Source organism: Rhodopirellula baltica SH 1, assembly GCF_000196115.1.
GTDB lineage: Bacteria > Planctomycetota > Planctomycetia > Pirellulales > Pirellulaceae > Rhodopirellula > Rhodopirellula baltica.
Genome location: NC_005027.1, coordinates 2,527,331 through 2,550,405, shown reverse-complemented (window position 1 = coordinate 2,550,405; position 23,075 = coordinate 2,527,331). Strand labels below are relative to the sequence as shown.

At 55.7% G+C, this 23,075-nt stretch carries 21 protein-coding genes; 6 read left to right on the top strand and 15 right to left on the bottom strand.

What is annotated here, in order from left to right; translation table 11 throughout:
- Window positions 1-26 precede the first annotated feature (26 nt).
- Entirely contained in the window at window positions 27-1,277 is a 1,251-nt protein-coding gene (locus RB_RS09950) for a TIGR01212 family radical SAM protein (RefSeq protein WP_164921812.1), read from the bottom strand.
- 142 nt (window positions 1,278-1,419) lie between these two features.
- Between RB_RS09950 and RB_RS09945 the strand changes: the two genes are divergently transcribed.
- Window positions 1,420-1,875, top strand: a complete 456-nt coding sequence (locus RB_RS09945) for an FHA domain-containing protein (RefSeq protein ID WP_007327289.1) — start codon at window positions 1,420-1,422, stop codon at window positions 1,873-1,875.
- A gap of 169 nt (window positions 1,876-2,044) precedes the next feature.
- Here the strand turns inward: RB_RS09945 and RB_RS09940 are convergent, their stop codons facing one another.
- On the bottom strand, window positions 2,045-2,488 hold the full coding sequence (locus tag RB_RS09940; protein ID WP_037202311.1) for a thioredoxin family protein: 444 nt from the start codon (window positions 2,486-2,488) through the stop codon (window positions 2,045-2,047).
- Between the two features lie 462 nt (window positions 2,489-2,950).
- Entirely contained in the window at window positions 2,951-3,133 is a 183-nt protein-coding gene (locus RB_RS28060) for a hypothetical protein (protein WP_231846366.1), read from the bottom strand.
- A 141-nt stretch (window positions 3,134-3,274) separates the two neighbouring features.
- On the opposite strand from RB_RS28060, the gene RB_RS09925 reads away from it, so the two are divergent.
- Window positions 3,275-4,006, top strand: coding sequence for an apolipoprotein acyltransferase (locus RB_RS09925; protein WP_231846365.1), 732 nt, complete (start codon window positions 3,275-3,277; stop codon window positions 4,004-4,006).
- Between the two features lie 8 nt (window positions 4,007-4,014).
- Window positions 4,015-5,457: an O-antigen ligase family protein gene (locus RB_RS09920; protein WP_164921809.1), complete on the top strand. Its 1,443-nt coding sequence runs from the start codon at window positions 4,015-4,017 to the stop codon at window positions 5,455-5,457.
- On the opposite strand, the gene RB_RS09915 is transcribed toward RB_RS09920, so the two are convergent.
- Entirely contained in the window at window positions 5,434-8,193 is a 2,760-nt protein-coding gene (locus tag RB_RS09915; protein ID WP_037227969.1) for a phosphoenolpyruvate carboxylase, read from the bottom strand. The genes RB_RS09920 and RB_RS09915 overlap by 24 nt on opposite strands.
- Window positions 8,194-8,551: 358 nt before the next feature.
- On the opposite strand from RB_RS09915, the gene RB_RS09910 reads away from it, so the two are divergent.
- A complete protein-coding gene (locus RB_RS09910; protein ID WP_007335122.1) occupies window positions 8,552-8,782 on the top strand; it encodes a hypothetical protein in 231 nt (76 codons plus the stop codon).
- A gap of 428 nt (window positions 8,783-9,210) precedes the next feature.
- On the opposite strand, the gene RB_RS09905 is transcribed toward RB_RS09910, so the two are convergent.
- From RB_RS09905 to RB_RS09885, 5 genes are all read right to left on the bottom strand, one after another.
- Window positions 9,211-10,320 carry a Gfo/Idh/MocA family oxidoreductase gene (locus RB_RS09905; protein WP_011120182.1) on the bottom strand — a complete coding sequence of 370 codons (1,110 nt, stop codon included), beginning with the start codon at window positions 10,318-10,320 and terminating at the stop codon, window positions 9,211-9,213.
- Window positions 10,317-11,126, bottom strand: coding sequence for an acyl-ACP--UDP-N-acetylglucosamine O-acyltransferase (gene lpxA, locus RB_RS09900; RefSeq protein ID WP_007328498.1), 810 nt, complete (start codon window positions 11,124-11,126; stop codon window positions 10,317-10,319). Before lpxA ends, RB_RS09905 begins: the two co-directional genes overlap by 4 nt.
- A 73-nt stretch (window positions 11,127-11,199) precedes the next feature.
- Window positions 11,200-12,108 (bottom strand): UDP-3-O-acyl-N-acetylglucosamine deacetylase, encoded by a 909-nt coding sequence (lpxC, locus tag RB_RS09895; RefSeq protein WP_011120181.1) that lies wholly within the window; start codon window positions 12,106-12,108, stop codon window positions 11,200-11,202.
- A 163-nt stretch (window positions 12,109-12,271) separates the two neighbouring features.
- Window positions 12,272-12,925 (bottom strand): OmpH family outer membrane protein, encoded by a 654-nt coding sequence (locus RB_RS09890; RefSeq protein ID WP_007335125.1) that lies wholly within the window; start codon window positions 12,923-12,925, stop codon window positions 12,272-12,274.
- A 130-nt stretch (window positions 12,926-13,055) separates the two neighbouring features.
- A complete protein-coding gene (locus tag RB_RS09885; RefSeq protein WP_164922806.1) occupies window positions 13,056-15,395 on the bottom strand; it encodes a M28 family peptidase in 2,340 nt (779 codons plus the stop codon).
- 291 nt (window positions 15,396-15,686) lie between these two features.
- On the opposite strand from RB_RS09885, the gene rnc reads away from it, so the two are divergent.
- Together rnc and RB_RS09875 are read left to right on the top strand one after the other, a co-directional pair.
- A complete protein-coding gene (gene rnc, locus RB_RS09880) occupies window positions 15,687-16,580 on the top strand; it encodes a ribonuclease III (RefSeq protein ID WP_011120177.1) in 894 nt (297 codons plus the stop codon).
- Between the two features lie 199 nt (window positions 16,581-16,779).
- Window positions 16,780-17,739, top strand: coding sequence for a DMT family transporter (locus RB_RS09875; protein WP_164921808.1), 960 nt, complete (start codon window positions 16,780-16,782; stop codon window positions 17,737-17,739).
- A 31-nt stretch (window positions 17,740-17,770) separates the two neighbouring features.
- Here the strand turns inward: RB_RS09875 and RB_RS09870 are convergent, their stop codons facing one another.
- The 6 genes from RB_RS09870 to RB_RS09840 all read right to left on the bottom strand — a co-directional run bounded on the left by RB_RS09870 (window position 17,771) and on the right by RB_RS09840 (window position 23,024).
- Window positions 17,771-18,472: a Yip1 family protein gene (locus tag RB_RS09870; protein ID WP_011120174.1), complete on the bottom strand. Its 702-nt coding sequence runs from the start codon at window positions 18,470-18,472 to the stop codon at window positions 17,771-17,773.
- Between the two features lie 279 nt (window positions 18,473-18,751).
- Window positions 18,752-19,225 (bottom strand): DsrE family protein, encoded by a 474-nt coding sequence (locus RB_RS09860; protein WP_037229002.1) that lies wholly within the window; start codon window positions 19,223-19,225, stop codon window positions 18,752-18,754.
- Window positions 19,226-19,485: 260 nt separating this feature from the next.
- Entirely contained in the window at window positions 19,486-20,406 is a 921-nt protein-coding gene (locus tag RB_RS09855) for a F0F1 ATP synthase subunit gamma (protein WP_007340302.1), read from the bottom strand.
- Complete coding sequence (locus tag RB_RS09850; protein ID WP_164921807.1) at window positions 20,393-21,907, bottom strand: alternate F1F0 ATPase, F1 subunit alpha; 1,515 nt, start codon at window positions 21,905-21,907, stop codon at window positions 20,393-20,395. Before RB_RS09850 ends, RB_RS09855 begins: the two co-directional genes overlap by 14 nt.
- A gap of 93 nt (window positions 21,908-22,000) precedes the next feature.
- Window positions 22,001-22,741, bottom strand: coding sequence for a F0F1 ATP synthase subunit delta (locus RB_RS09845; protein ID WP_011120169.1), 741 nt, complete (start codon window positions 22,739-22,741; stop codon window positions 22,001-22,003).
- A gap of 16 nt (window positions 22,742-22,757) precedes the next feature.
- On the bottom strand, window positions 22,758-23,024 hold the full coding sequence (locus tag RB_RS09840) for a F0F1 ATP synthase subunit C (protein ID WP_007328511.1): 267 nt from the start codon (window positions 23,022-23,024) through the stop codon (window positions 22,758-22,760).
- Window positions 23,025-23,075: the final 51 nt, after the last annotated feature.

Here is a 23,075-nt window from a genome sequence, read left to right as displayed (position 1 = left end):
GCAATTGGTTTTCGATGCCCTCCGCGTCACTGCATCTTCAGTACCGGCAATCGGCCTCGCGTGTCGATTCGATTGCGAATCGATTCCGGTGTGGCGTCGGCGGGCCGAGGGCGATCGCTTGGTTTCACCTCGGGCGGCACGTAGCGGTCGCCTTGCCGTGAATCACGACGTTCGAATTCGGCTTCGATCTCTCGGCGGATATTTTGTTTGTCGGCGCACCATTTGGGTTCGATCAAATAGTTTGGAGGTGCGTCTCCGCTGACTCGTTCCACAATCACTTCCGGCGGAACGCGTTCCAAGAAGTCGACCACGGTTCGAACGTAGTCTTCGCGTCGCATCATTTCGACTTTGCCGGCCAAGACCTCTTCGCCGAGCGGTGTGCCGCGAACGCTGTACAGGTTGTGAAGCTTGATCGCGTCAAAACCCAATCGCCCAATTTCGACCGCTGATTCCATCATCATCGCGTGGTCTTCGCGGGGAACTCCCAAGATAATGTGAGAACAGCATTCGAAGCCGCGATCACGAGCTCGATCGATCGCGTTGATCATGTCCGCGTGGGTATGAGCACGATTCATCCAAGCCAACGACTCGTCGTGAACGGTTTGCATGCCGAATTCAAGCGACACGTCGTGGTCAACCGCGAGTTCTTGCAAGAGATCGAGAACGCTGTCGGGCACACAATCGGGACGCGTTCCAACGGCCAGACCCACAATTCGATCGTCCGAGTTCAGCGCAAGATCAAAGATCTCACGCAATTGGTCGATGGGGGCGTACGTGTTGGTGGCCGGCTGGAAATAAGCGATGTAGCCGCGGACGTCGCTGTATCTCTTTTGAACTCGTCCAATCTGTTCGGTCAATTGGTCCGCGACCCTCTGCAATCGAATGCGTCGCGATGGGCTGAAAGATCGGTTGTCGCAGAAGTTGCATCCTCCCGTCGTGACCGCACCGTCAACGTTGGGACAAGTGAACCCGGCGTCGATGCTGACCCGCTGAACCCGCCCGCCATGACGTCTGCGCAGAGCCTTCCCGAACGCGTTGAATCGCGCTCCTTCGGCTTGCCATGCCAATCGAGATTGATCGGAAATAGCGGCCGAAACAGGATCTGAACCAGCGGAGTGGTCGGTGGAAGAATGCATTGGCGAATTGTACCGCGGCAACGATCGAAACCAAGCGGCGACGCAGAACTGCAAAGCTGACCACGGTGAGGCAGGTAAGATCGTGGTGTCGACAATTGCGACGCTTTCTCCCGATTTCCGCGATCCTTCCAAACCGAACAAGCGTCAAAATAAGCAGAAAGGGCCACCGATTGTCTTCGAACGCTCCCCGGCGGGGGGTGTGAAGTCTGGTCTGACGCTCACCCCGAGAATACAATGGAGCGTTTCTAGTCATCATCCCCCATCTTTGAAACTCAATGTCACTATGAGTGCTGAAGACGCCCCTCGATTCGCTGGCGCATTCGGACAACTGACGCCTTTGGGCGGCGGCGATCCGATTCCACTGATCAAAGACAAACTGTTGATCGGCCGGCGGCGACACTGTGATATCTGCTTGGACTTCTCGAACGTGTCCAGCCAACATTGCCGAATGACCTTGGAACAGGGTTATTGGTTCATTCGTGACTTGAACAGTCGCAACGGAACGAAGGTTGATGGTCGGGCGATCATGCGGAAGCGTGCCGACCCCAATTGCAAAATCTCGATCGCCAAGCACCATTACACGTTGGAGTACGAACCGCAGTTGTTGGGCGCATATGGCCCGCCACCAGCGGATGATGACTACATCGAAGAGGTCATGAAGAGTTCGTTGATGGATCGTGCCGGCATCAGTCGGCGAGATCCCAAGAAGGGATTCTTCAATCGGAAATCAGAAGACTGATCGGGCGTTCTGATCGCGAACCGCTTGGCGAACGTCGGGCGGTCTGGATCGTTCGGACAACTTCGAAACGAAAAAAGGCACGTGCGAGAGATGCTCGCACGTGCCTTTTTCGATGATTCACTTCATCGTTTGGAACCGGCCTAGCCGGCATTCCAAAACGTTGTCCAGATTAACCGCGACCCAGGGTGGCGGTAACTCGTTTGATCAACGAGCGGACAGGTTGAACGGGTTGGTAGCCGGTCAATTTACGTCGACTCCATCGTCCGTCTTCGGTTTTGCTGTAGAGGATGATTTGCGGAATCATCTTCTCGTTTTCCATCAAAGTCTTGGCCAGTTCTGGTTCCGCGTCGCGGTCGACCAGAGCGACACTGACTCCGTCAAGTTCTCCGCTGTTCTGCATATTCGCGATGGTTGTTTTCTTCAACGTTTCGCAAGCGGGGCACCACGGTGCACCGACCACGACCATCAGAGGCTTGTCTTCCTCCACCGATTTTTTGTAGGCGAGTGTGTAGTTCTGATCTGGCGTCTGAGTCGACGCCTGGTGGGTGGTGTTGGTCGTAACAGAGCCGCTAGGCGCCATTGCGATAGTGAGACCCAAGAACAGTGACAGCATTCCAAGCTTCCTCATACAACGTGTGAAGCGTCGACGGTTGCGGCAACATGCCGGCATTCGAGCTGGGCGACCGATTGACTGACCGCCTCAGAATCCTGAGGGCTGCAGATCATCCGCAAACCACGTCCTAGCTCAAGAAAAGTTCGATGAGTGGTACCGCCGAAACGCTTGTGCTGCGAAGCACGCCAAACCGTTTTCGAGTTCCTCTCGAAGGCTCCAGCGAGTCCGCGTTAAACGCTGAAAGTCGGCTCCAGTCGATAACTTCCTGATCGACGATGGAAATGACCTTGGCCCGAAAGGAAAACGTCTGACGCAGCTGGTTACCCACCAAGGGGGGGTAGCCAAACTGTGCCGATCGCGTTGACCGGACAGGCTGGGCGGGATTCTAGGACTGCAGCAAATGCGTGCAAGTATCCGCACCGTCGTTTTGCAAATTTCGCGTTAAGGCAGGTTCAGGCACCGCTAATCGGTGTCTAAATGGGCCGAATTGCTCGCTGGTGTGTGAAAATAGGCAAGCCTGATCGAGTCTCCGTGAAGATTCGACCAGGCGAACGCGAATTTCTCGCCGGCGAGCAGCCGCTCAGCGGGCATCTGCGGCGCATGCGAATCTGGATTGCTGCGGCTGCTGATTTCACGAATTTGCACGCCACGTTGCCTGCTTTTCGCTTTTCGCGGGTTGAGAAATGAGGGGAATGCTGGCAAGTTCTTCGGCGTTCCTCCCGCCTCTTTCGTTTCCGTGGCTCCGTTCATCGATCGAGCCCGTCCCCATCGCTCGCAAACATGTCCATGCAACCGCCTTCCGTCCCGGCCGTTCCTCCCGATCACCCCGGCCTGGAGGCGTTGCTTCGTCGCATGGGGGAAGCCGTCGGGATCATGGACGACACTGTGTTTGAGAACGACAAGTTCGTCGGCTTCTTTCAATCGTTTCGTCCCGATGGAAATGGTTTGGATGGTGTCTTTGACCAACTCGAATGTGGCGACGAATTGCGGGAACGATTGAGCCATTTGTTCGAGGTCGCCGGAGATGACCGTCGGCCTCAAGGCGGCCGAGATGCTTTTTTCTTGGTTCGTTCGCCCAATCCAATTGATCCAGCCATGGTGGAATCGAAAGCGGTGGATTGGGTGGAACGAGTGACCGAGTTGGCGGAGAAACTTGGGCATCCGGACGCAGCCGAACGTTTGCGTGGGATCACCAAGCATCGAGTTTTGGAAGGCATCCCGCCGAAACATCCCAAGCAGGATCATGAGAAGACCAATTTGCTGAAGGCGTTTCAGGGCGTTGTCGAAAAGTTGGTCACCGACATCGCAATTCCTGATCCGTTTGCGGAAACGCTTCGTGCTCCGTACTACTTTGTCAGTTGCGACGCCGGGGTCCGGGATCACTTGATGTGGCCGCTGTATCGAGATCATGTCGACGTGGAAGAACCGTTCCAGCCCTACTTTGACCTCTGGTCGCACGGTGTGAAATTTCGCGTCTACCAAGAAAATCAGGTTGATTGGTACATGCCACGTCTATAGTGGGCCTGATGTCCTCTTCGCCTTCTCAGCCAAAGTTCTCGAGCACCGATCCCTCGGTACCTGACGCGGTCGTCGTTTCCCATGATGCGACGGAAGCAGACGCGTTTTCAGACGACAACGATCAAGACGGCGACCGCGATCGGATTGGCGAATCGGAACCACCATCCTCCAGTGTTGCTGAGTCTGGATCCGGCGGCGGAGGCTTGGTCACCACGATCGTTTTCGCGGTCGTGATGCTGGCCATGTTCATCAATCCGATTGAACCGAAAACCAGTGCGGAATTCGATCGCGCCACCAGCAGCCTGAACGTGCTGACGCTTGCAAAGCTTGCTCTCGCTGCGGCAGCGACCGGTTTGGGGGGAATCGCGGTGCTGCTCAGTCCGCGAACGCGTCAATTGCTCGGCAGCCTCCCTGGAATCGGCCTGCTCACGCTGGGCGGGCTGTTTTGCGTCACCAGTTTGTTCGCCATCGAAAGCAATGCGATGATCAGTCGCGCATCGGCGATGATCTTTGTCGGCTATTTGTTGTTCACCGCGATGGCTTTGGCAACGCTTGGACCGCGAAAATTGTTGGCGGCCATTGTGGCGGGAACATCGATGTACATGTTGGTGACGTGGGGACTGTTTGTTCTCGTTCCCGAAATGGGCACATTCGAAGAATTCATCAGTGCGACCGAAACGGTGCGTCGGATGGGAGGCACCGGTCACCCCAACAACATTGCGAAAACGGCGATCGCAATTGTGCTGGTTGGTGTGGCGATGTACTTGGGACGCACCGACACGTTGGTCTCGGTCGGAGTTCGTGGTCCGTGGCAGCGACTGGTGCTGATCGCGATCATGATCTTGGCCGCAGCAACCGTTGTTGCGACGCTCAGCCGGACTGCCATGCTTGCCGGGATTGCCGCTGGCGGAATTCTGCTGATTGATCGGCTTTATGGACGGGGTGGATTGGCATTGGGAATCCTAGGGATCGCATCGGCCGCATCGCTCGTGCTCGCGATCTCGTTGTTCACTGGTGAGGGGCCGTTTTCAGAATCCGCGGTCAGCGCGGTCACCAAGAGTGGCGACGTCGAAGAGCTCACATCACTGACCGGTCGAACAACAATTTGGGAAGAAGCAATTGGGTTCATCGTCAAACGGCCACTCACCGGCTACGGCATGGACAGTGCCGCCAGTGTGATGAGCCGTGAAGCAACGGGGACTCACAACTTGTTGCTGCACGTCACATTTTCGGCCGGCGTTGTCGCTTGCTCGGTGATGGTGTTGATGCTGGGATGGTCGCTCGTTTTTGGAGCGACCTCGTCCTATGAATGGATTCGAACCGTGCTGACCTATGTCCTGGTATCAGGACTGGTCGAAGACACGATTATCGAATCGTTCCCGACCACGCTGACGGTTCTTTGGATGGCCGCGTTGTTGGCACCCGCTTTAGCCGGTCGTCCCAAGCCCTGATGCAATCGCGTTGACGCTTAGCAACAAAGCTGGCAACAACGCGTCGGCTTGGGTGTGCTCGCCCATCTTGTTGTAGCTGCGCCAACGTTGCAGCAACGAAATCTGTTGGCGGTGCAGCAAACGCAGCCCTTCACTTCGAAGTGCGATCATTCGCTGAACATTGGGGCGTTGTGATTCCATGGGGCCGCCGTAGACGGCTTCGACCATTTCGCACGCCAGTTTCCATTGAGTTTCGATGTCAGTGACGAAGCGTTCTCGCAAGGCTGGATTTTCGACCAAAGCCGCGTACTGCTTCATGACTTCGATGTCGACCGCCGTGACACTCGTGGCAACGTTGCTGATCAAGTAGTGCAGCGGCGCCCAATCTCGCAGTGCTTCTTTCACCGCGTCGAATTCATCGGGGCACTCCGTTTGAAGTTTCTTCAGTGCCGTTCCAACTCCGTACCAACCTGACAAATAGCAACGCGCTTGGCCCCAGCTGAATACCCATGGGATCGCTCGCAAATCATCCAGTGTTTGCTGGCCGGTTCGGCGAGCCGGACGCGAACCGATGCGACTTTGTTCGATCGCATCGATCGGTGTGGCTTCGCGGAAGAACTCGACGAATCCATCGCTGTGAAGCAGTTCGTGATAAGTGGTCCGAGCCCACGCAGCGAGTTTGACCAACGTTGGTTCGAGTGGGTGATCGGGTTCTTCCGAACGCGAATCGGCGAGTGACTTTCGGGTGACTCCCGCCAAGAACAATTCCAAGTTGTAGATGGCCGTGGGTTCGTGAGCGTACTTCTGCGCGATCGTTTCACCTTGCTCCGTCAATCGCATGTCGCCGGCGATCGTGTGATCAGGAAGGCTTTTGATAAAACGATGTGTCGGGCCTGCACCACGGCTGATTGTGCCGCCGCGACCGTGGAAGAATCTCGCACGAACGCCGTGTGATCGAGCGACTTGGGTCAGCTTTCGTTGAGCGTGTCGCAACCCAACAAGGCTGGCCAAGATGCCGCCGTCCTTGTTGCTGTCGCTGTACCCGATCATGACTTGACCAACCGGAGCGGTCGCTCCTTCACGCTGTGCGATCGCGGTCAAGCTGTTTCGGGTGATCGGGTGTTGAAGGAATCCATCGTAGATTTCCGGTGACCGTTCGAGATCGTCAATCGTTTCGAACAACGGAACAACCGGCAATGGGCAAACGGCACCGGACTCGGTTCGTTGCAACAAGCCAACTTCACGAGCGAGCAGATAAACCGCCAACAAATCGGACGTCTTGCGAGTCATGCTGACGATCAACGCGCCCAATCCATCGGCACCGTGTTTGGATCGATACTGAGTCACAACACGCAAGGCACCCAGCACCGCGTCGGCTTCTTCACCGGCGGAGGAGTCCGGGTGAGTCAACGGACGTGAATTGGCGAGTTCCTCATTGAGGAACTTCATTCGTTTGTCTTCGTCCCAGCTAGCGAACTTCCAATCGGCCATGCCAGCGGCTCGTAGCAATTGTTCAATCGCGGTGTCGTGCTTGGCACTGTTTTGGCGAATGTCCAGCACCGCCAAGTGGAATCCAAACGTCTGAGCGATTCGCATTGTCGGTGCAACGGCGCTCGTGGCGACGTCACCCAAGTCGACCGCGACCAAGCTCTCGTGCAAACAGCGAAGGTCAGCGAGTAATTCTCGCGAACGTTGGTAGGTGTGTTGTTCCTTGCCGCTCATCATGGTTTTCTCGGACGGCAAGCTCGCCAACATCAAGTTGATGAACTGACGCCAAGGCTCGTTCGGGTTGCGAGCGATCGCGGCTGCACCGGCCGGGCCCATCGCGTGAGCTCGCTCCGCAATGCGGGTCAAGAAATCGCTGGTCGGTGGCAACCAGTAAGCGGACACACTGGTCAATCGAGCGAGCTGGATCAGTTCTTCTCGCATCAGTTCGACTGCACCGCGACGCAGTTGCATCAACGTCTCTTCGGTCACCTCGGGAGTGACCAATGGGTGGCCGTCGCGGTCGCCGCCCACCCAGGTTCCAAATGTCAGTCGCGGTAGAGCCAAAGGGTCGGCGATTGCTTTCTCGCTCAAGCCGACTTCTCGCCAAGCCTGACGCAGTCGTTGATCGAGCGGTTGCAGGGCTTTTGGAAAGACCACCGTCAAATAATCCATTACGTTGCGGCGTTCGGATTGCAAATCCGGCTTGTCGAGGTAGATCTCGCCCGTTCGCCACAAAATGCTCAGAACCGATTCGATTGCTTCTTCGTTTTCGGACCGTCGCCATGGTGGAAGATCGGTTTGGTGTCGCAGTTGGAAACGACGGAACAAGCGACGGTGATGGGCCAGAACCGTCGCTCGTTTCGCTTCGGTAGGGTGAGCGGTCAAAACCAGCTCGACACGCATCGAGGGGAGTTCCGCGGCGATCATGTCGGCGGTCCATCCACGATCGATCAATTGCTGCAGGCTCTCGCCCCACAGCGCCGGCAGATCAGCCATCCCTGACTCGGATTCGATTCGATCGCGAAACTGTGCGGCAGAGCTTTGTTCGGCCATGCTCAACAATTGAAACGCGATCGAATACGCCTGTGTGAGCTGAACGGAATCAGCCGGTGCCTTGGCAGGATCGAGTTTGCAGCCGGGGACGGGAAGCAGCTCGGCCAGCTTTTCATCGCCGCCGCGTTGCAGCACGCTTTGCAGTGCCGAGAGCATCCACTGCCAATCACGATTCAGTTGGTCGACGTCGAGAGCGAGAATATTGGCTGATACCATCGTGACAGTTCGTTGAGTTGAAAAGGGAAGAGAGCGGCGGCAATCCAATTGCATGATCGGTGCTCGTACACTCTACGATTTTGCAGACTGAGGGCTGGAGCAACAGTGGCGACGATCGAGTTCTAATGCCTTGGGTTGAATCTTGCCCCCAGGTGAGAAGCTGGGAGCCGAGTGCGCATAAAAAAACGAGCACTGTTCGTGAACAGCACTCGCTCTTGTGTCGGTAAAACGCTGTTTCCAATTCAGATCGGAAACGAACGAATTCCGTTGATTCAGTTGCAGCAAGGATCTGGGCAGCACTTTTTGGCTGCGAAACGAGCCTTGATCTTTGCAAACAAGCCACACTTTGGCTTTGCACATGGGTCGCAGCAAACTGGAGCTGGTTCTGGGCAGCAAACAGGTGCTGGTTCGCAGCAAACTGGAGCTGGAGCAGGTTCGCAGCAAGGTGCTGGAGCTGGAGCTGGTTCGCAGCAAACGACTGGTGCAGGTGCTGGTTCGCAGCAAACTGGTGCTGGAGCTGGCTCGCAGCAAACAGGTTCTGGTGCTTCGCAGCAAACTGGGGCAGGTTCGCAGCAGCTGTTCTTCTTGAAGCAACCGAACAAGCCAGCTTCGGCTTGTGGAGCAACAGCAACGCTGGAAACAGCGAACAGGGCGACAACCATGATCGATCGAATCATCTAAACTCTCCTAGACTAGGTGGAAATGCCTCAAACACGCGCGGAGGCAATTTGGGCAGAGTTTAGGTGTCACGCAGCTTGCGTCAACCATAGCAAATGCACCGTAAAAAACGGTTAAAACGACTTTTCGGGCGGTTTGCTTGCGGTTTTTGAGCGTTTTTACGCGACTGTGCTCCAATCGGGAACACCACCGCGTCAGGATGCCGCACCTGGCACCCTAGGCAATTTGGACGCCCAACTCGCTCGGTTCGGCAAAATTCATGCAGAACGCGTGTCCCGAAGCGGAAATTTTGGTGCCGTCCGGCTGAAATTGCCAGCAGGATCAGGCAGCACGGCAGGTTTAGGCAGCACGGCGGGCCGGCGTTGCATCGCCTTCGCGTTTGGTTGGCTGACCAACACGACGTCGTGGAATCGCGAGCGGTCCACGTTCATCGGCTCCTGCATACGAGTACCAGGCTCGTTCGTCGATCGCATCCAAGATCGAACCGGCAACACGAACAGCTCGAGCCCCCGCGGACCCGTCGACGATCGGTGACGATCCGCTTTCGACGCTGATGACGAAATCATGCAGCTCGTCGAGAATCGCGTTCCGGGGTTGCAGTTCGTTGACTTCGCACTGCAAGTGTTCGCTGAACAGTGTGTCCGCGTACCCGAGTGGATTGTCTGTTTGTTCGTTCAGATCGAACTGGCGAGTCGACAGTGTTTCACTGGCACGCACGGTCGCGAGCGAAGGTTTGCCAAAATCGATTTGTGCAAAACCGGCGGGGCTGAACAGCGTCATGTCGCGGGCGGGCAGTGGGCTGACACGGGATGCTTTCAGGTTGGCCACCATGCCGCATTCAAATTCGATGCGTGCTTCGGCGATGTCTTCGTGATCGCTGACCACGGAAATGCCGCTGGCCGAAATGGATCGTACGGCGGATTGTGTCAGAGATAAAACCAAATCCAAATCATGGATCATCAGGTCCATGACAACGCCGACATCCAAACAACGTCCGGGGAAGCGAGATGCACGAGTCGCTTCGACATATTTCACATCAACGCCAAACTCTTCCAACGCGGTGAAGGCTGGATTGAATCGTTCGACGTGGCCTACTTGAAGCACGACATTGCGTGTCGATGCCATCAATGCCAATCGGCGAGCGTCGTCGGATTCGGCGGCCAATGGCTTTTCAACCATCAAGTGTTTGCCGGCTTTGATCAGCGTCGACGCGATGTCCGCGTGATAGTCGGTGGGAGCCGCGATGATGGCGGCATCGATGTCTTCGATGACATCGCGGTAATCCGAGTGAGCTGCAACGCCGTGCGTGTCGGCGACCGCCTGACACGCGGCTTGCACCGGGTCGCAAACCGCGACGAGGCGAGCACCATCGACTTGTGAAATCAATTTCGCGTGGATTCGGCCCAAGTGACCTGCACCAATGACGGCGACTCGCAATTCCCGGTTCATGCTGCTTTCTTTCTTCTATCTCGGCCTCGGCCGGCACGACCAAGGCAACTGTTGTCTAAACAATCAAACAGGTGCCGCAACACGGGGCGGATTGGACCAGTCGCGAATAATTGATCGCGAGCGGGTTCCACGCCGATACGTTTCCGATACAGCAAACGAAACGCTTGCGTCAACACTGCAATGTCGTCGTCGGTGTAATCGTGACGTTTCAGTCCCACCGTGTTGATGCAGCGAGGACGAGCGTCAGCACCATCGACAATCACAAATGGAGGCACGTCTTGCAAAATGCGAGTCATCGCCCCAACAAAGCTGAGTGTTCCGATCGACACGAATTGGTGAACGCCAGCTCCACCGGCAATCGTGACGTCGTCGGCGATGTGAGCGTGGCCACCGATCATGCAGTTGTTGGCCAGCACAATTCGCGAACCGATGTTGCAGTCGTGAGCGATGTGGGTGCCGGTCATCAAATAGTTGTGGTCGCCAACTCGGGTGACGCCGTCTTCTTTTTCGCTGGCACGGTTGATCGTGACTTGCTCGCGGAACACATTTCCATCGCCGATCTCAACTCTCGTTGGCGTGTTGCGATAGCTGACGTCTTGTGGATTGGTTCCAATCGAAACGTGCGGGAAGATTTGGTTGTCGCAGCCGATCGATGTCACTCCATCGAGCGTGACGTGATCTCCCACTCGCGTGCGGTCGCCCAATTTGACATTGGGGCCGATGACGCAGAAGTGCCCGATTTGGACGCCTTCGCCGATCTGCGCACGAGGATCGACCACGGCGGTTTGAGCGATACTAGCACTCATAGTTGGATCCTTGGTGCGTTATTCTTAGGTTGAGATGCGGTATGGTTTCGAGTCGTTGTTCCGTCGCGATTGATCATGCTGCTCGGTTTCTCCGCTGGCCAGCGAATGGAATCGAGTGGTGCGTCAGTCGTTGCTGGTGAGCCAGTTGTGCGAGTCGGACGGCGACCATTCCGTTGAGCTGATGCCCGCCGCGGACGGAAGAAAACTGTCCTATCAAACCGACGCCCGCGAGCGAAAGATCACCAATTAGATCGAGCGTCTTGTGGCGAGCGCACTCGTTGCGGAATCGGTATTGATTGTCGACCGGGCCGTTGTCGCCGATCACCAAGAGGTCTTGGTGAGTGACGTGCGATGCAACGCCGGAGGCGCGGAGTTGTTGGGCTTGTTCGGCGGTGACAAAGGTTCGAGCCGAAGCGACTTGCCGAGCAAACGTGAGCGGTGTTTGCACGCATCGGAACTTTTGTTCGCGGATGGTGCTGTCGGGACCGTAGTCCAGGCTGTATTCGAAGGTCGATTCGTTGTTGGTGCTGGGCGAAACGTCAACGTATCCGCCGCTGTGTTCGATACGGAACGATTCGCGAATGACCAAGGGCTGCGACGTGGCGGCTTGGATGACCAAGCCCGCTTCTTGCAACGCGTCGACATAGGCCAGTGAGCTCCCGTCCAATCCGGGCAGTTCCTCGGCCGTGATTTCGACTCGACAATTGTCGATTTCGAGTCCGGCCAGAGCCGCCATCAGATGCTCGACCATTTCGAAGGTGGCCGGACCATTGGCAAGGTTCGTTCGGAACGAGATGCCAGTGGCGTATTGGGTGGTGGCGGGGCATTCAGGTTGGCCAGGCAGATCCGCTCGGACGAGCACGATGCCGGTTCCTGCTGGTGCGGGGCAGCATGTGACGCGAACGTCTTTGCCGCTCCAGTAGCCACGTCCGCTGATTTCGCAGCACGACGCGATCGTATGTTCGTTGCGAATCCCCATCACGCTGCGAGCCTCCTTGCACGCGAGCGAAGCCTATCCATCGGCATCGAGATGCTGACAGACCCCATTTTGTTTCTTGGACGACGTCGCGAATCCTTGCGACGCTCAACTGGTGGCTCGAAGCAAGCTCGAGCCACCGTTTGCATGCTTCAGCTGTGATGCTGAACTACTGACGGTTTGGTGTTCCGGCGGGATTCGTAGCGACCAATTTCTTGTCGAGGTAGCCCATCACGGCACCGGTCATGTCGAGTTTTTCGTCGTGATAAACGATGTTTCGCATCACGCCACGAATGACCGATTCACCTTGCTCGAGGTCCATGTCTTCGCTGTTGTAACGCAAAACCAAGTTGATTTTGTGGTACTCGGCGATGGCTTGAACGCCAGCTGAGATGAGTTGGTAGTTGTCGTAGTAGATCTTGGCTTCGCGATCAGCGAGCTCTTTGCGTTTGCGAGCCATGTCCAAACGAAGTTTGGATTCCATGGAGGCAACGCGTTCTTCTTGGGCGGTGTACTCAGGAGAGTTTGGCTGGTAGGTCTTCAGTATTTCAACTGCACCCTTCAGCTCTTCTCGCTTGGAGGTCAGTTCGGTATCAAAGGCCTTCAGGTTGTCTTCGACAGCCTTCACTTGCCGCTTGATACCTTCATTGTTTTTGAAGATGTAGGCGACATCGACGACGGCGATGCGATGCCCTGCGTCTTGGGCCGAAGCTTGCGCCGGTGCCAATACACTGACGGTGGTCATGGCCATGGCGATGGCCGAAAGAACGATGGTTCGCACGTCCGCTACTCCTTGCGTGGTGAATGCGATTGTCTGATTCATGCCCGCTTGAAAGGCTCCGGTTTCCTCACCGAAAACAAGCGTTGCTGCCGGTCATTGTGTCAATCCGCCCCGACCGCTTCAAGACGGATCATGGCGGTTTCAACCGCAGATTGGCATTTTTCTTGGCGTTTTATCTTGCCCGGAGCCGAACGTCCAATTCCATCTCATTTCCGTCTCGCTGGATGGTCAATCGCAGCGAGTCTCCGGGTGACTTCGGTCGAAGTTCGTCCCGCAAATCGTTGATGGTTTGGATCGTTTTGTCTCCGGCCTTGATCAATTGATCGCCCACTTGGATGCCACCTTCCTTCGCAGCACTGGGATCCATCACCGCGGCAACTGCGTTGGTGTCAGGATCCAATTGGATTCCCAAAACCACGGACAATTGACGCCGGATCTGAAAGTCTTTGTTGGTCTGCGTGTACGAAGGTCGCTGCTCCATCGTGGCGACACGATTGGCGGCCTGAGAAACGATATCGGTTATGCGGGTCATCCCGTCCAGGTTTAGTTTCTCAAAATCATCACTTGGACGGTGATAGTCACTGTGCAACCCGGTGAAGAAAAACAAAACCGGCACGCCTGCTTGGTAAAAAGACGCGTGATCGCTGGGCCCATAGCCGGTTGAGACGAGATTGAGTTTGAACGGCCGGGAAGTTTGCTCCATGTCCGAGTTCAAACCTTGAATCAACGATTCGAACCCGTCCGAGGTGCCGGTTCCGTACACCGTCAGCTCGTTGTCCCGAAGCCGTCCGACCATGTCCATGTTCAGCATCGTGACCGTTTTTGACATCGGGAAGCGTGGCTGCGAGCAATAAAATTTGCTGCCCAACAGTCCGCGTTCTTCGCCGGTGAAAGCGATGAAGACGATGCGGCGATGTTCGGACGCATCCGTCAGTTCGCTGACCACTCGTTCGGCAACGGCCAGCATGGTGGCCGTTCCCGAGGCATTGTCGTCGGCTCCGTTGTGGATTTCGATGGTTCCGGGTGCGAGCGAGCCAATGCCGCCCATTCCGACGTGATCGTAATGGGCTCCGATGACGACGGTTTCGTCGGCCAGTCCGCCTTTGCCTTCCAGCACTCCAATCACATTGGGACTGGTGGCGGTCGCGTTGGTCAGTCCAACCCTCAAGCGACCACGCAATCCCGGCGAATCAATCGTCCGCGGTTTGTAGTCCGAGTCGATAGCTGCCTCGACCGCCGCCAAACCGTTTGCGAAAAGAGTTCGTGATTCTTCATTTTCGGATTTGGGTTCTTCGCCGGCGTCAGTGATCGATGCCATTTGCTTTAGCAATCGATCGGCGACCTCTCGAGAAATGGAGGCAACCGGAATCGCGGGACGCGTGGCAGTTTTGCCAGTTTCGGGGTCCGTGATCTTTTCATCGCCTTTTCGAGGTCGCGTGCCCGCTTCCGCAGAACCGAGCAATCCCCAGTTCGCACGGGCCTGCTCACGCTCTCGATTGCTCAGCATTTCCTGAACCTGATCAATCTTCTCGGTGAGTGATGAACGCAGATTTGTCGCCTCGGCGGGCAAGGCATTTCGCTGAGCCAGCAAAGCTTCCAGGCGTCGGTCTTCGGCGGCGTATTGATTGTCGACCGCTTTCAGTGCGAGCTCGACGCTCGCTGGATCGTTGACAAACAGAACGCCAACGGCTCCTTGATCAATCGCGGTGGAGATCTTCGTGTCAAAAAAGGCATGACGAGTGTTCTTAAGGCCATCGAAAGGGCTGTTTGGATCAGCAAAACCAGGTTCCTTGCGAAGCATCATCACAATTTTGCCTTCCACGGATCCCTTGCTATCGGCGGTTATTGCGTCTTGGGATTGCTTCACGGCAGCGTAGTCGTCGTACCCTCGATCGGGAGCTTGGATGCCATAGCCCACCCACACGATGTCCGCTTCGATATCTCCTCGGGTGGCTCCAATCGCGAGCGGCATAAATTGGTCGTCGAGCTGGATCTCGTCTGGTTCCTCCCCCGTGGACCACCATCGCAAACCGTTTTCTTCCGCCGAAGTTGGTTGCGATCCCGTGGCCATTTCAACCGGTTGCATGGGCGAATCGCCGTACAGACGGGTTTCCAAGCCCATTTGGCGGTATCGATCAGCGATGTAGTCCGCCGCTTTCAGGATTTCTGGACCCACGGCACTGCGGCCGGCCAATTCTTCGCTGGTGAGATAACGAAGGTCCTTCGCGATTGAATCCGCTACCAGCAATGCCTGATTTTGGTTCGCGTCGGGTTCGGTCTTCGAGGCGGCTTCGGAGCCTGAAGCTCGGTCCTCGGCAAACGTTTCGACGACATAAAAACAATGTGTCGCGATTCCAACCCCGAGCAACGCGCTTGCCACGCGACTGAGTGAACCTAGCTGGCGAATCGTTTGCGTGAGGCTGTTCCCAAACATGCGGATTGTGTTCCTTCGCGTCATCATTGGCTTCCGGAGGTTGTGGCTGAGATCGTTTCGCGAAAAGGTGTGGGGCACTTCGTTATACATGTTGGCGTCGGTGGATTCTGGACCCGGCCCGGCGGACTTGCGACATGGAATCGAAACTTAGTTTGATGCAACCGAGCATTCTCGTTGCCAAAATGGCCATTCTCTAGATAGAATTGCCGTCTGGCGAAGGCGATGTGATTGCTCCAATGGATCCATTTCCTCCCACCAGTCGCTCACCGGTGGCCGAGACAGCCCTTTGTTTCGGTCACCGGCGCGGGACTGAAGATTTGACACTCCTGTCGTTTCTTCCCCATCCCAATCCAAGAGGTCTTCCTGCGCGTGTCAGCCCAGTCACCGAAATCTTCTCGTGATTCGTCACGAGAATCGCTCTCCTCATCGGCGATGTCATCCCGAGAGGCGGACCCGACCGCTATGGACGCTTCGTCGTCATCCAATCCGGATGATGGCTTACAAGCGATTCGGTTGGTCGATGCCTCGGACGATGAGCCTTACGCCGACGCGGTCGCAAAGATCGAGCGTTGCCAAGAGATATTGGGGTACGACTTTCGTGACCTTGATCTGTTGAGGTCGGCTCTCACACACGCATCCGGTGCATCGCATCGATTGGCCAGCAACGAACGGTTGGAGTTTTTGGGTGATTCGGTGTTGGGCCTGACCGTTTGCGAATGGTTATTCAACGAATACCCAGAGTACAGCGAAGGAGATTTGACCAAAATCAAATCTGCCGTCGTCAGTCGTCGCTCGTGTGGTAAGGTCGCCTGCAAGCTGGGGCTCGATCAATGCTTGATCGTCGGTCGTGGTGTGACCCGCAATCGCAGTTATCCCAAGTCATTGGTCAGTGATGTTTTCGAGGCCGTCATTGCGGCGTTGTACATCGACGGTGGGCCTGAGATCGTTCGTGATCGGTTGAAACTGTGGTTGGCCGAAGAAGTCAACTTGGCCGTCGATACACAGGGATCGGGCAATCACAAATCGGTCCTCCAGCAATTTGCTCAACGCGAATTGTCAGCGACTCCGGTTTACAAGTTGATTCGTGAAACCGGGCCGGACCATCGCAAGATGTTCTTGATGGGTGCGATGGTCGACGACCGCCGTTTTGCTCCCGCTTGGGGAAACAACAAGAAGGACGCCGAGCAACGAGCGGCGGCCAATGCGTTGGCAGAATTGCATAACGCGAAGGTTCCCTATGACAGCGAGCAGCCTCCGGCGTAGTTGGCGGTTTGTCGAGTTGCGGTCCTGAAAGACGCGATGGGGACGAGCGGCGTGCTGTCTGAGTGATCGTAATTCGGGTGAACCGATTGCGTCAGTTCGGTGTCACCGCAGAAGCAGGTTTACGGGTTGCGACATCTTTCTTGCATTGCGACTCTGATGCCGTCTTCATCGCCCTCGCTCCATCGAATTGAGTCATTCCGTGACCACGGAAACCACCGCCGTCAAATCTGTCGCAAAGACCAGTCCGATCCCACTCCAATTTTCGTGGGGAGTGACACTGGCGATCGTGGGAACGTTTCTGTTCGCTCTGAAGTCGATCTTTATCAAGCTCTCCTTCGCCGCGGGAGCTGATGCGACGCTGTTGCTGGCCATTCGGATGGGGATGGCATTCCCGTTCTATGTGATTGTGTTCGCGGTGTTGCTTCGGCGTCGGTGGGCTTTGGTGGCCGGTTCGGATGTCCCAGCTTTTCCTATGCCGATCGTGATCCGTTCACTGTTGCTCGGATTCCTCGGCTACTACCTCGCCTCCTATCTCGATTTGTCGGGACTCGAGTACGTGTCTGCACAACTCGAGAGGCTGACCCTGTTCACCTATCCGGCGATGGTCGCCGCGCTGGCGTGGATGTTTCTGGGGGAACAAATCAACGCAAGAATCTTGATCGCGATCGGTTTGTCCTACGCCGGCGTTTACTTGATGTACGGACAAGAGAAATCGTTCACTCCCGACGCCAACACCGGTTGGGGAGTCTTCTTGGTTTTCCTTGCCGCGCTAAGCTACTCGCTGTACGTGTTGTTCGCCAAACCGGTGATGCAGAAAATCGGTAGCCGTGAATTCACCAGTTTGGCGATGATCGGCTCGACGTTCTTCGTTGCCATCCACTTCCTGATGACGCATTCGATCAATGACTTCTTCGAGGTTCAACCGATCGTTTACGTGTACGGGCTGGTTCTCGCGTTCGTATGCACGGTGATCCCAAGCTTCATGATCAACGAAGCCATTTTGAAGATTGGAGCGACCCGAACGACCGTGATCGGTTCGGTCGGGCCAGTGTTGACGATGTTGCTCGCCGTCATGATTCTTGGCGAACCTTCGTCGTGGAAACACTTCGCCGGAATGGCGATCGCCATTGTCGGCGTCAGTTTGGTTGCCAAGAAGTGAGTTGACCCCGGTCAACTGCACTCGCTCAATTTCAACTGAGTGCAACCACCGTGAATACCAACGCCATGATCGGGACGAGGACAATGGCACCCGCGAGAATCAGGTTGAACAGACCTCGCCATGCGGATCCGAATGATTGAACTTCGGCGATGGTGTTGCACATCAACACGAACGACCATACCGCCAAAACAATCTCGACCAGCGACAGAGCAAGGACCGGAACGATCAATCCTGGGTTCGATTCCAAGCGAGGTGTTTCGCTCGTGAACAATTCCTCTCTCAGGAGCAACAGTTGAGGAATCCAAAGTATCGACGCAACGATGCTGGGGATTGATGCCCAAGTCAAAGCGGTTCGAACCGTTTCACTGGTTCCCTTGCCGCCCATCCATTTGCCGGTAATGGCAACCAGCCAAGCCCCAATCCAAACCCCAATCAGCCCACCGATCGGTCCGAGGATGACGGCGACGGCGATGATCGCAGGCAATGGCAAACGATCGCCAAGGTCACGCATCGAGGCACGGTCCAGCGTCTCGCCAATTCCAGAAAAACATGCCAACAGCACCACGTGCAACGTGGGATCAGTTGAAATAATCTGGCGAACGGTCCTTCGTGGCGAAAGCCAGATGGACTTGAATGGTTTGAAATCACCTTGAGGTTCATATTGGCGGGGAGGCTCGCCAGACTCATTCGCTGTAAACTGAGGTGTTGAATATGGATTTTCGTGCTGACTCAAGGTGCCCTTCTCCAGCTCAAGTAGGTGTTTTTGAATAGCCTACATTGCGAGGAAGGATTGAGTCCATGGCAGCGACTCCCTAAATGACGACCAAGCTGATCAATCAGTTGCCGTCTGAATATTTGGCACCGCAATCTCAACCCAAAACGGACTCGCTTCATCAGGTGAGTTTGCAACTCGTTGAGAGAGCGGCGACAGGACGTTCCATTGCGGGTTGTCCCGTTGAGGATTCACCCGCCGACGATTGTTTCTTAGTGCAATGGTGTGACTGTCTTCGGATCAATAGTCCATGACCTTGTCAGCTTCGATCAGCATCTTTCCGAGCATCGGTAGAGTCGCGATCTGTGCGTTGCGTTTGAGTCCAGGGTCGGTGACATGAGCTGACTTGGCACAATGTGGGCAAACCAAAACTTTGCCACCACCGTCTGCAAACTTCTCGTAGAGTTCCGCCAAAGATGGCGAATCCGGTCCCCAATTGAATTTGAGTTCCTGTTTGCGTTCGGCGATGCGGACTCCCTCCAAATCGACAAACAACGTCACATCGGCGCCGTAGTCTTGCATCAAATTGGCAACCTTCACCGCCATGAAGCAGCGATGCAAATCATCGGTGAAGTGAGACAGGTGCACCACTACCTTTTGCCCGCTTCCATCTACATTGGATGTCTCCTCCGCGTTTGTTGACGGACCAACGGATGCGAGGGCAAGCGAAATAGCGACAAGACCAGTGCGGAACCACTGCTTGGAAAGAGACATGACTGAACTCCTGATGCGAGTTGAAGCGAGGCGAAACAATTCAGTCAAGGATTGGCAAATGACATACCGTCATTGGAAACCCAGGTCGGATCGTTTTGGCAACCTGGAATCTGTGCGTCGGTGGACGCATTGAGTGATCCACGCACACTCGGTTGTGCCAGCACGACCCTGGTTGAAGGTTTGCTTTGTGTGGATCCGTTCGATCAATAGCGACTAGGAGTGATCATGCCGGCTTGGTTTCGTCGATGATTGTGAGCGATTTACCGCTCGCTTTGCGTCAACGCTTCGAAGCCGACGACAACATCCAGCAACTCTTCGGTGATCGCGGTTTGCCGTTGAGTTTTAAAAGCCGTGTTCAGTTCATCAAGTGTTTCTTCGATGTTCTTTTCCGCTGCTTGCATCGCTGCGATCCGACTGGCGTTTTCGCTGGCCAAGGATTCCGCACAAGCTTGGTACAGCGAAACGTAAAGGCTTTCACGTACAAGCCGTGAAAACAACTCTTCACGCTCGCCGCCGAAAGTTGGCAAGCAGGGCGATTCCCATTGCTTGACCGAAAGTTGTTTCAGCCATGCGAAATCGATCGGCAACAGTTGAGTTGTGTTGGGTTGGTACGATCCCGCAGACGATCGCTTGTTTGAGTAGATTCTCAGTTTCGTCAAATTGCGTTGTTCTCGCACCGCTTCCACCGCGGTCAGCAAATCGCTGACGCAGTCCGCGATCTCGGGCACCGTGGTCGGAATCCGAAACGCTTCGTCAATCAACCAACCACTGTCGGTCGATAGAAACGCGACCCTTGCTCCCACAATCCACAATGCCTCGGGAGGCCGCCGGCAGTGCTTGGCATGATGTTCCAAGGCATGCGTTGCGATTTGTTCATTGAATTGACCGCACATGCCTTGGTCGCTTCCAAAGACAATCACGCCATGGTGTGAACCATTTTCGTGCCCACTCGATGGTCGGTTCTGACCGCCCCACTCGCTGGTCTGCAGAGGTTGCAGTCTCTGCTCTCGTAGGATCACTTGCAGTCCTAATTCAATGGTTCGGTTGTAATCCATCAACGCGTCCGCAGCTCGCTGGTATTGGTGTATTCGAACGGCGGCCAACGTTTTCATCGTTGTCACAACTGACTGCAAGTCCGACGCTGTTTCGATCTTTCGACGCAAGAGTTCAAGCGTGGGCATGAACCGCTCCGGCAGCGATGTTGGCGATCTGTCCTACCTGTTGTTTGTCGAGCTTTTTCCCCGACTGCATTTGCGCACACAAATCATTCGCTTGCGACGTCACCGCATCTTGAATCGCACGTTCAATCGTCGGAAGTTGGTCCACGGGAACGCCATCCAATACGCCATTGGTCACCGCTATCAACGAAGCAATCTGTTGCGGCAACGTGAGCGGCTGAAACTGTGTCTGCTTCAATATTTCGCGAATCAATCGTCCGCGATCGAGTGTTGCGCGGGTGTCCTCGTCGAGTTGACTGCTGAAGCGAGCAAATCGTTCCAGTTCTTCGAATTGCGAGTATGTCAATCGCAAGTCACCCGCCACGACTCGGTAGGCGGGCAGTTGAGTTTTGCCACCCACGCGAGACACGCTGCGTCCAACATCGATCGCGGGCAACACGCCCTTTCGAAACAACGTGGGCGAGAGGTAGATTTGGCCGTCCGTGATCGAAATCAGATTTGTCGGTATGTAGGCCGAAACGTTTTGGGCTTCCGTTTCAATGATGGGAAGTGCCGTCAACGAGCCTCCGCCAGCACTTTGGATCAAGTGCGTGGACCGTTCCAGCAACCGTGAGTGAACGTAAAAGATGTCGCCCGGAAATGCCTCTCGACCTGGCGGGCGCCGCAGCAGCAATGACAGGTGGCGGTATGCTCTCGCGTGGGATGTCAGGTCATCGTAGACAATCATGACGTCACGGCCCTGTCGCATGAAGTGCTCACCCATCGTCGTTGCCGCGTATGGAGCAAGGAACTGCAACCCTGGCGGGGCGTCATCAGCACCGATGACCACGATCGTGTGGTCCAAGGCGTCGTGACGACGCAAGTTTTCGATCACGCGAGCGACGCCTGTGCTTCGTTGACCGATGCTGCAATAGATGCAAATCACATCGCGGCCGAGTTGGTTGATGATCGTGTCGATCGCAATTGCAGTCTTGCCCGTTTGGCGATCGCCGAGTAGCAGTTGCCGTTGGCCACGCCCGATCGGAATCATCGCGTCAACAACTTTCAGCCCCGATTGCAACGGAACCGTCACCGGAGCACGTTGCATAATCGGCGGCGCGTCGCGTTCGCAAGGTTCGCGTGGTAGATCATCAAGCGAACGGCCACCGTCCAAAGGCCGACCCACCGGGTCCACCACGCGGCCGAGCAACTGGTCGCCAACGGGTGTGTCCAGCACCGAGTGCATTCGCTCCACCCGCGAACCTGCGGTGATCTGATCGCTGGAATCCAATAACACACAACCGACTTGGTCGGGATCCAAGTTGAACGCGTAACCAAGATGACCACCAGCAAACCGAAGCACTTCATCGACCTGAACGTGTGGCAAACCGTGAACGCGTGCGATCCCGCGCTGGACCTCTTCGACGGTGCCGATTTCGGTGACGGTCAGTTGGCTGGGTTGCGATTTGACCGCTTGATCAAATTGCTGAGCGGCGGTTTCAAGCGTTTCTGAATAGGTGGTCATGATCGATTGGGGGTGCACAGCGGCGAGTCTTGGCGGAAGCGACACGTCATCGTTGAAAGAGTCGATTGTCTCATCCGACTTCGGCACCGTTGCTTACGCCACGTTGGCCTCCATCGTCTTCAGCGTACGTTCGGCGTTCCAAGGCAGACTGTATCCGCCCGCGTCCATCTCGATTCCCGCGATCAACGCAGGCTCAGATTCGAAGCGAACTTCCACCTTGTTTTCAAACACCCGATGGATCGCGTCACGAATTTGATTTTGGTCGCTGCTATCCAGACCTTTGGCAGATCGAACCAAGACCGGGTTCCCTGAATCAGCCAGTTGGGTGGCAATCGCAGCAAGTTGATCCTCGCCCAGCGTCTGCAACTGTTTGACAAATGTTTGGCAAACCCGCTTCTGCAAATCCTCGTCCGCCAGTTGTTGAACCGTTTCTCTCGCCGCCTGAAACCCCATTCGCTGAATGTCACGACGAGTTTGATCGGCCAGGTCTTTTTGGTCTCGTTCAAAGGTGGACGTCCAATGTTCTCGTCGTGTGTCCGCTTCTTTCCGTGCCTCGGCGATCAGTCGTTGACGTTCGTTGTCCGCGTCGGCTTTGGCTTTGGTAAGCAGTTCCTCGCGTCGTTCCTGCAGCAATTGCGTCTGTTTTTCGAGCGACATGCGTTGCTGGTTCGCTTCGACTTTCGCTGTCTCCGCATCAGTCAGACATTGTGTCACTTTCTGTTCCCGTGCTTGCATCGCGCGGACAATGGGTGCGTAAAGGAAGTATCGCAACAACCCAACCAGGACCAGGAAGTTGATGACTTGTGCGGTAAAGGTGAACCAATCAATGCTCATCGCTTTGTATCCCTTCCTACTGCGTCAGCTGGTTCCAGAAGGGGTTTGCGAATAACAAGATCATCGAAACGACAAAGCAGTATATGGCCGTCGACTCGATCATCGCTAAACCCACAAACAGGGTGCGAGTGATCGTGTTGGAGGAATCCGGTTGCTGTGCAATCGAATTGAGAGCCTGTGCCACGGCGCGCCCTTCAGCAAACGCAGGCCCGATCGAACCAATCGCGGTGGTCAGTCCCGCCATGATGATGCTGGCGACGGCGATTGACGTGGTGCTATCCATGGTGTTTTCCTTTGGAATTGAAATGCAAATTCGGTGTTCGGCATGCGAGCG

What these genes read in the sequence shown, in the direction of transcription:
- RB_RS09945 (WP_007327289.1), top strand. Translation starts at nt 1,420, where the DNA reads ATGAGTGCTGAAGACGCCCCTCGATTCGCTGGCGCATTCGGACAACTG.
- RB_RS09940 (WP_037202311.1), bottom strand. Translation starts at nt 2,488, where the DNA reads ATGCTGTCACTGTTCTTGGGTCTCACTATCGCAATGGCGCCTAGCGGC.
- RB_RS09925 (WP_231846365.1), top strand. Translation starts at nt 3,275, where the DNA reads ATGCAACCGCCTTCCGTCCCGGCCGTTCCTCCCGATCACCCCGGCCTG.
- RB_RS09920 (WP_164921809.1), top strand. Translation starts at nt 4,015, where the DNA reads ATGTCCTCTTCGCCTTCTCAGCCAAAGTTCTCGAGCACCGATCCCTCG.
- RB_RS09915 (WP_037227969.1), bottom strand. Translation starts at nt 8,193, where the DNA reads ATGGTATCAGCCAATATTCTCGCTCTCGACGTCGACCAACTGAATCGT.
- RB_RS09910 (WP_007335122.1), top strand. Translation starts at nt 8,552, where the DNA reads ATGGGTCGCAGCAAACTGGAGCTGGTTCTGGGCAGCAAACAGGTGCTG.
- RB_RS09905 (WP_011120182.1), bottom strand. Translation starts at nt 10,320, where the DNA reads ATGAACCGGGAATTGCGAGTCGCCGTCATTGGTGCAGGTCACTTGGGC.
- lpxA (WP_007328498.1), bottom strand. Translation starts at nt 11,126, where the DNA reads ATGAGTGCTAGTATCGCTCAAACCGCCGTGGTCGATCCTCGTGCGCAG.
- RB_RS09890 (WP_007335125.1), bottom strand. Translation starts at nt 12,925, where the DNA reads ATGAATCAGACAATCGCATTCACCACGCAAGGAGTAGCGGACGTGCGA.
- RB_RS09860 (WP_037229002.1), bottom strand. Translation starts at nt 19,225, where the DNA reads ATGTCTCTTTCCAAGCAGTGGTTCCGCACTGGTCTTGTCGCTATTTCG.
- RB_RS09855 (WP_007340302.1), bottom strand. Translation starts at nt 20,406, where the DNA reads ATGCCCACGCTTGAACTCTTGCGTCGAAAGATCGAAACAGCGTCGGAC.
- RB_RS09850 (WP_164921807.1), bottom strand. Translation starts at nt 21,907, where the DNA reads ATGACCACCTATTCAGAAACGCTTGAAACCGCCGCTCAGCAATTTGAT.
- RB_RS09845 (WP_011120169.1), bottom strand. Translation starts at nt 22,741, where the DNA reads ATGAGCATTGATTGGTTCACCTTTACCGCACAAGTCATCAACTTCCTG.
- RB_RS09840 (WP_007328511.1), bottom strand. Translation starts at nt 23,024, where the DNA reads ATGGATAGCACCACGTCAATCGCCGTCGCCAGCATCATCATGGCGGGA.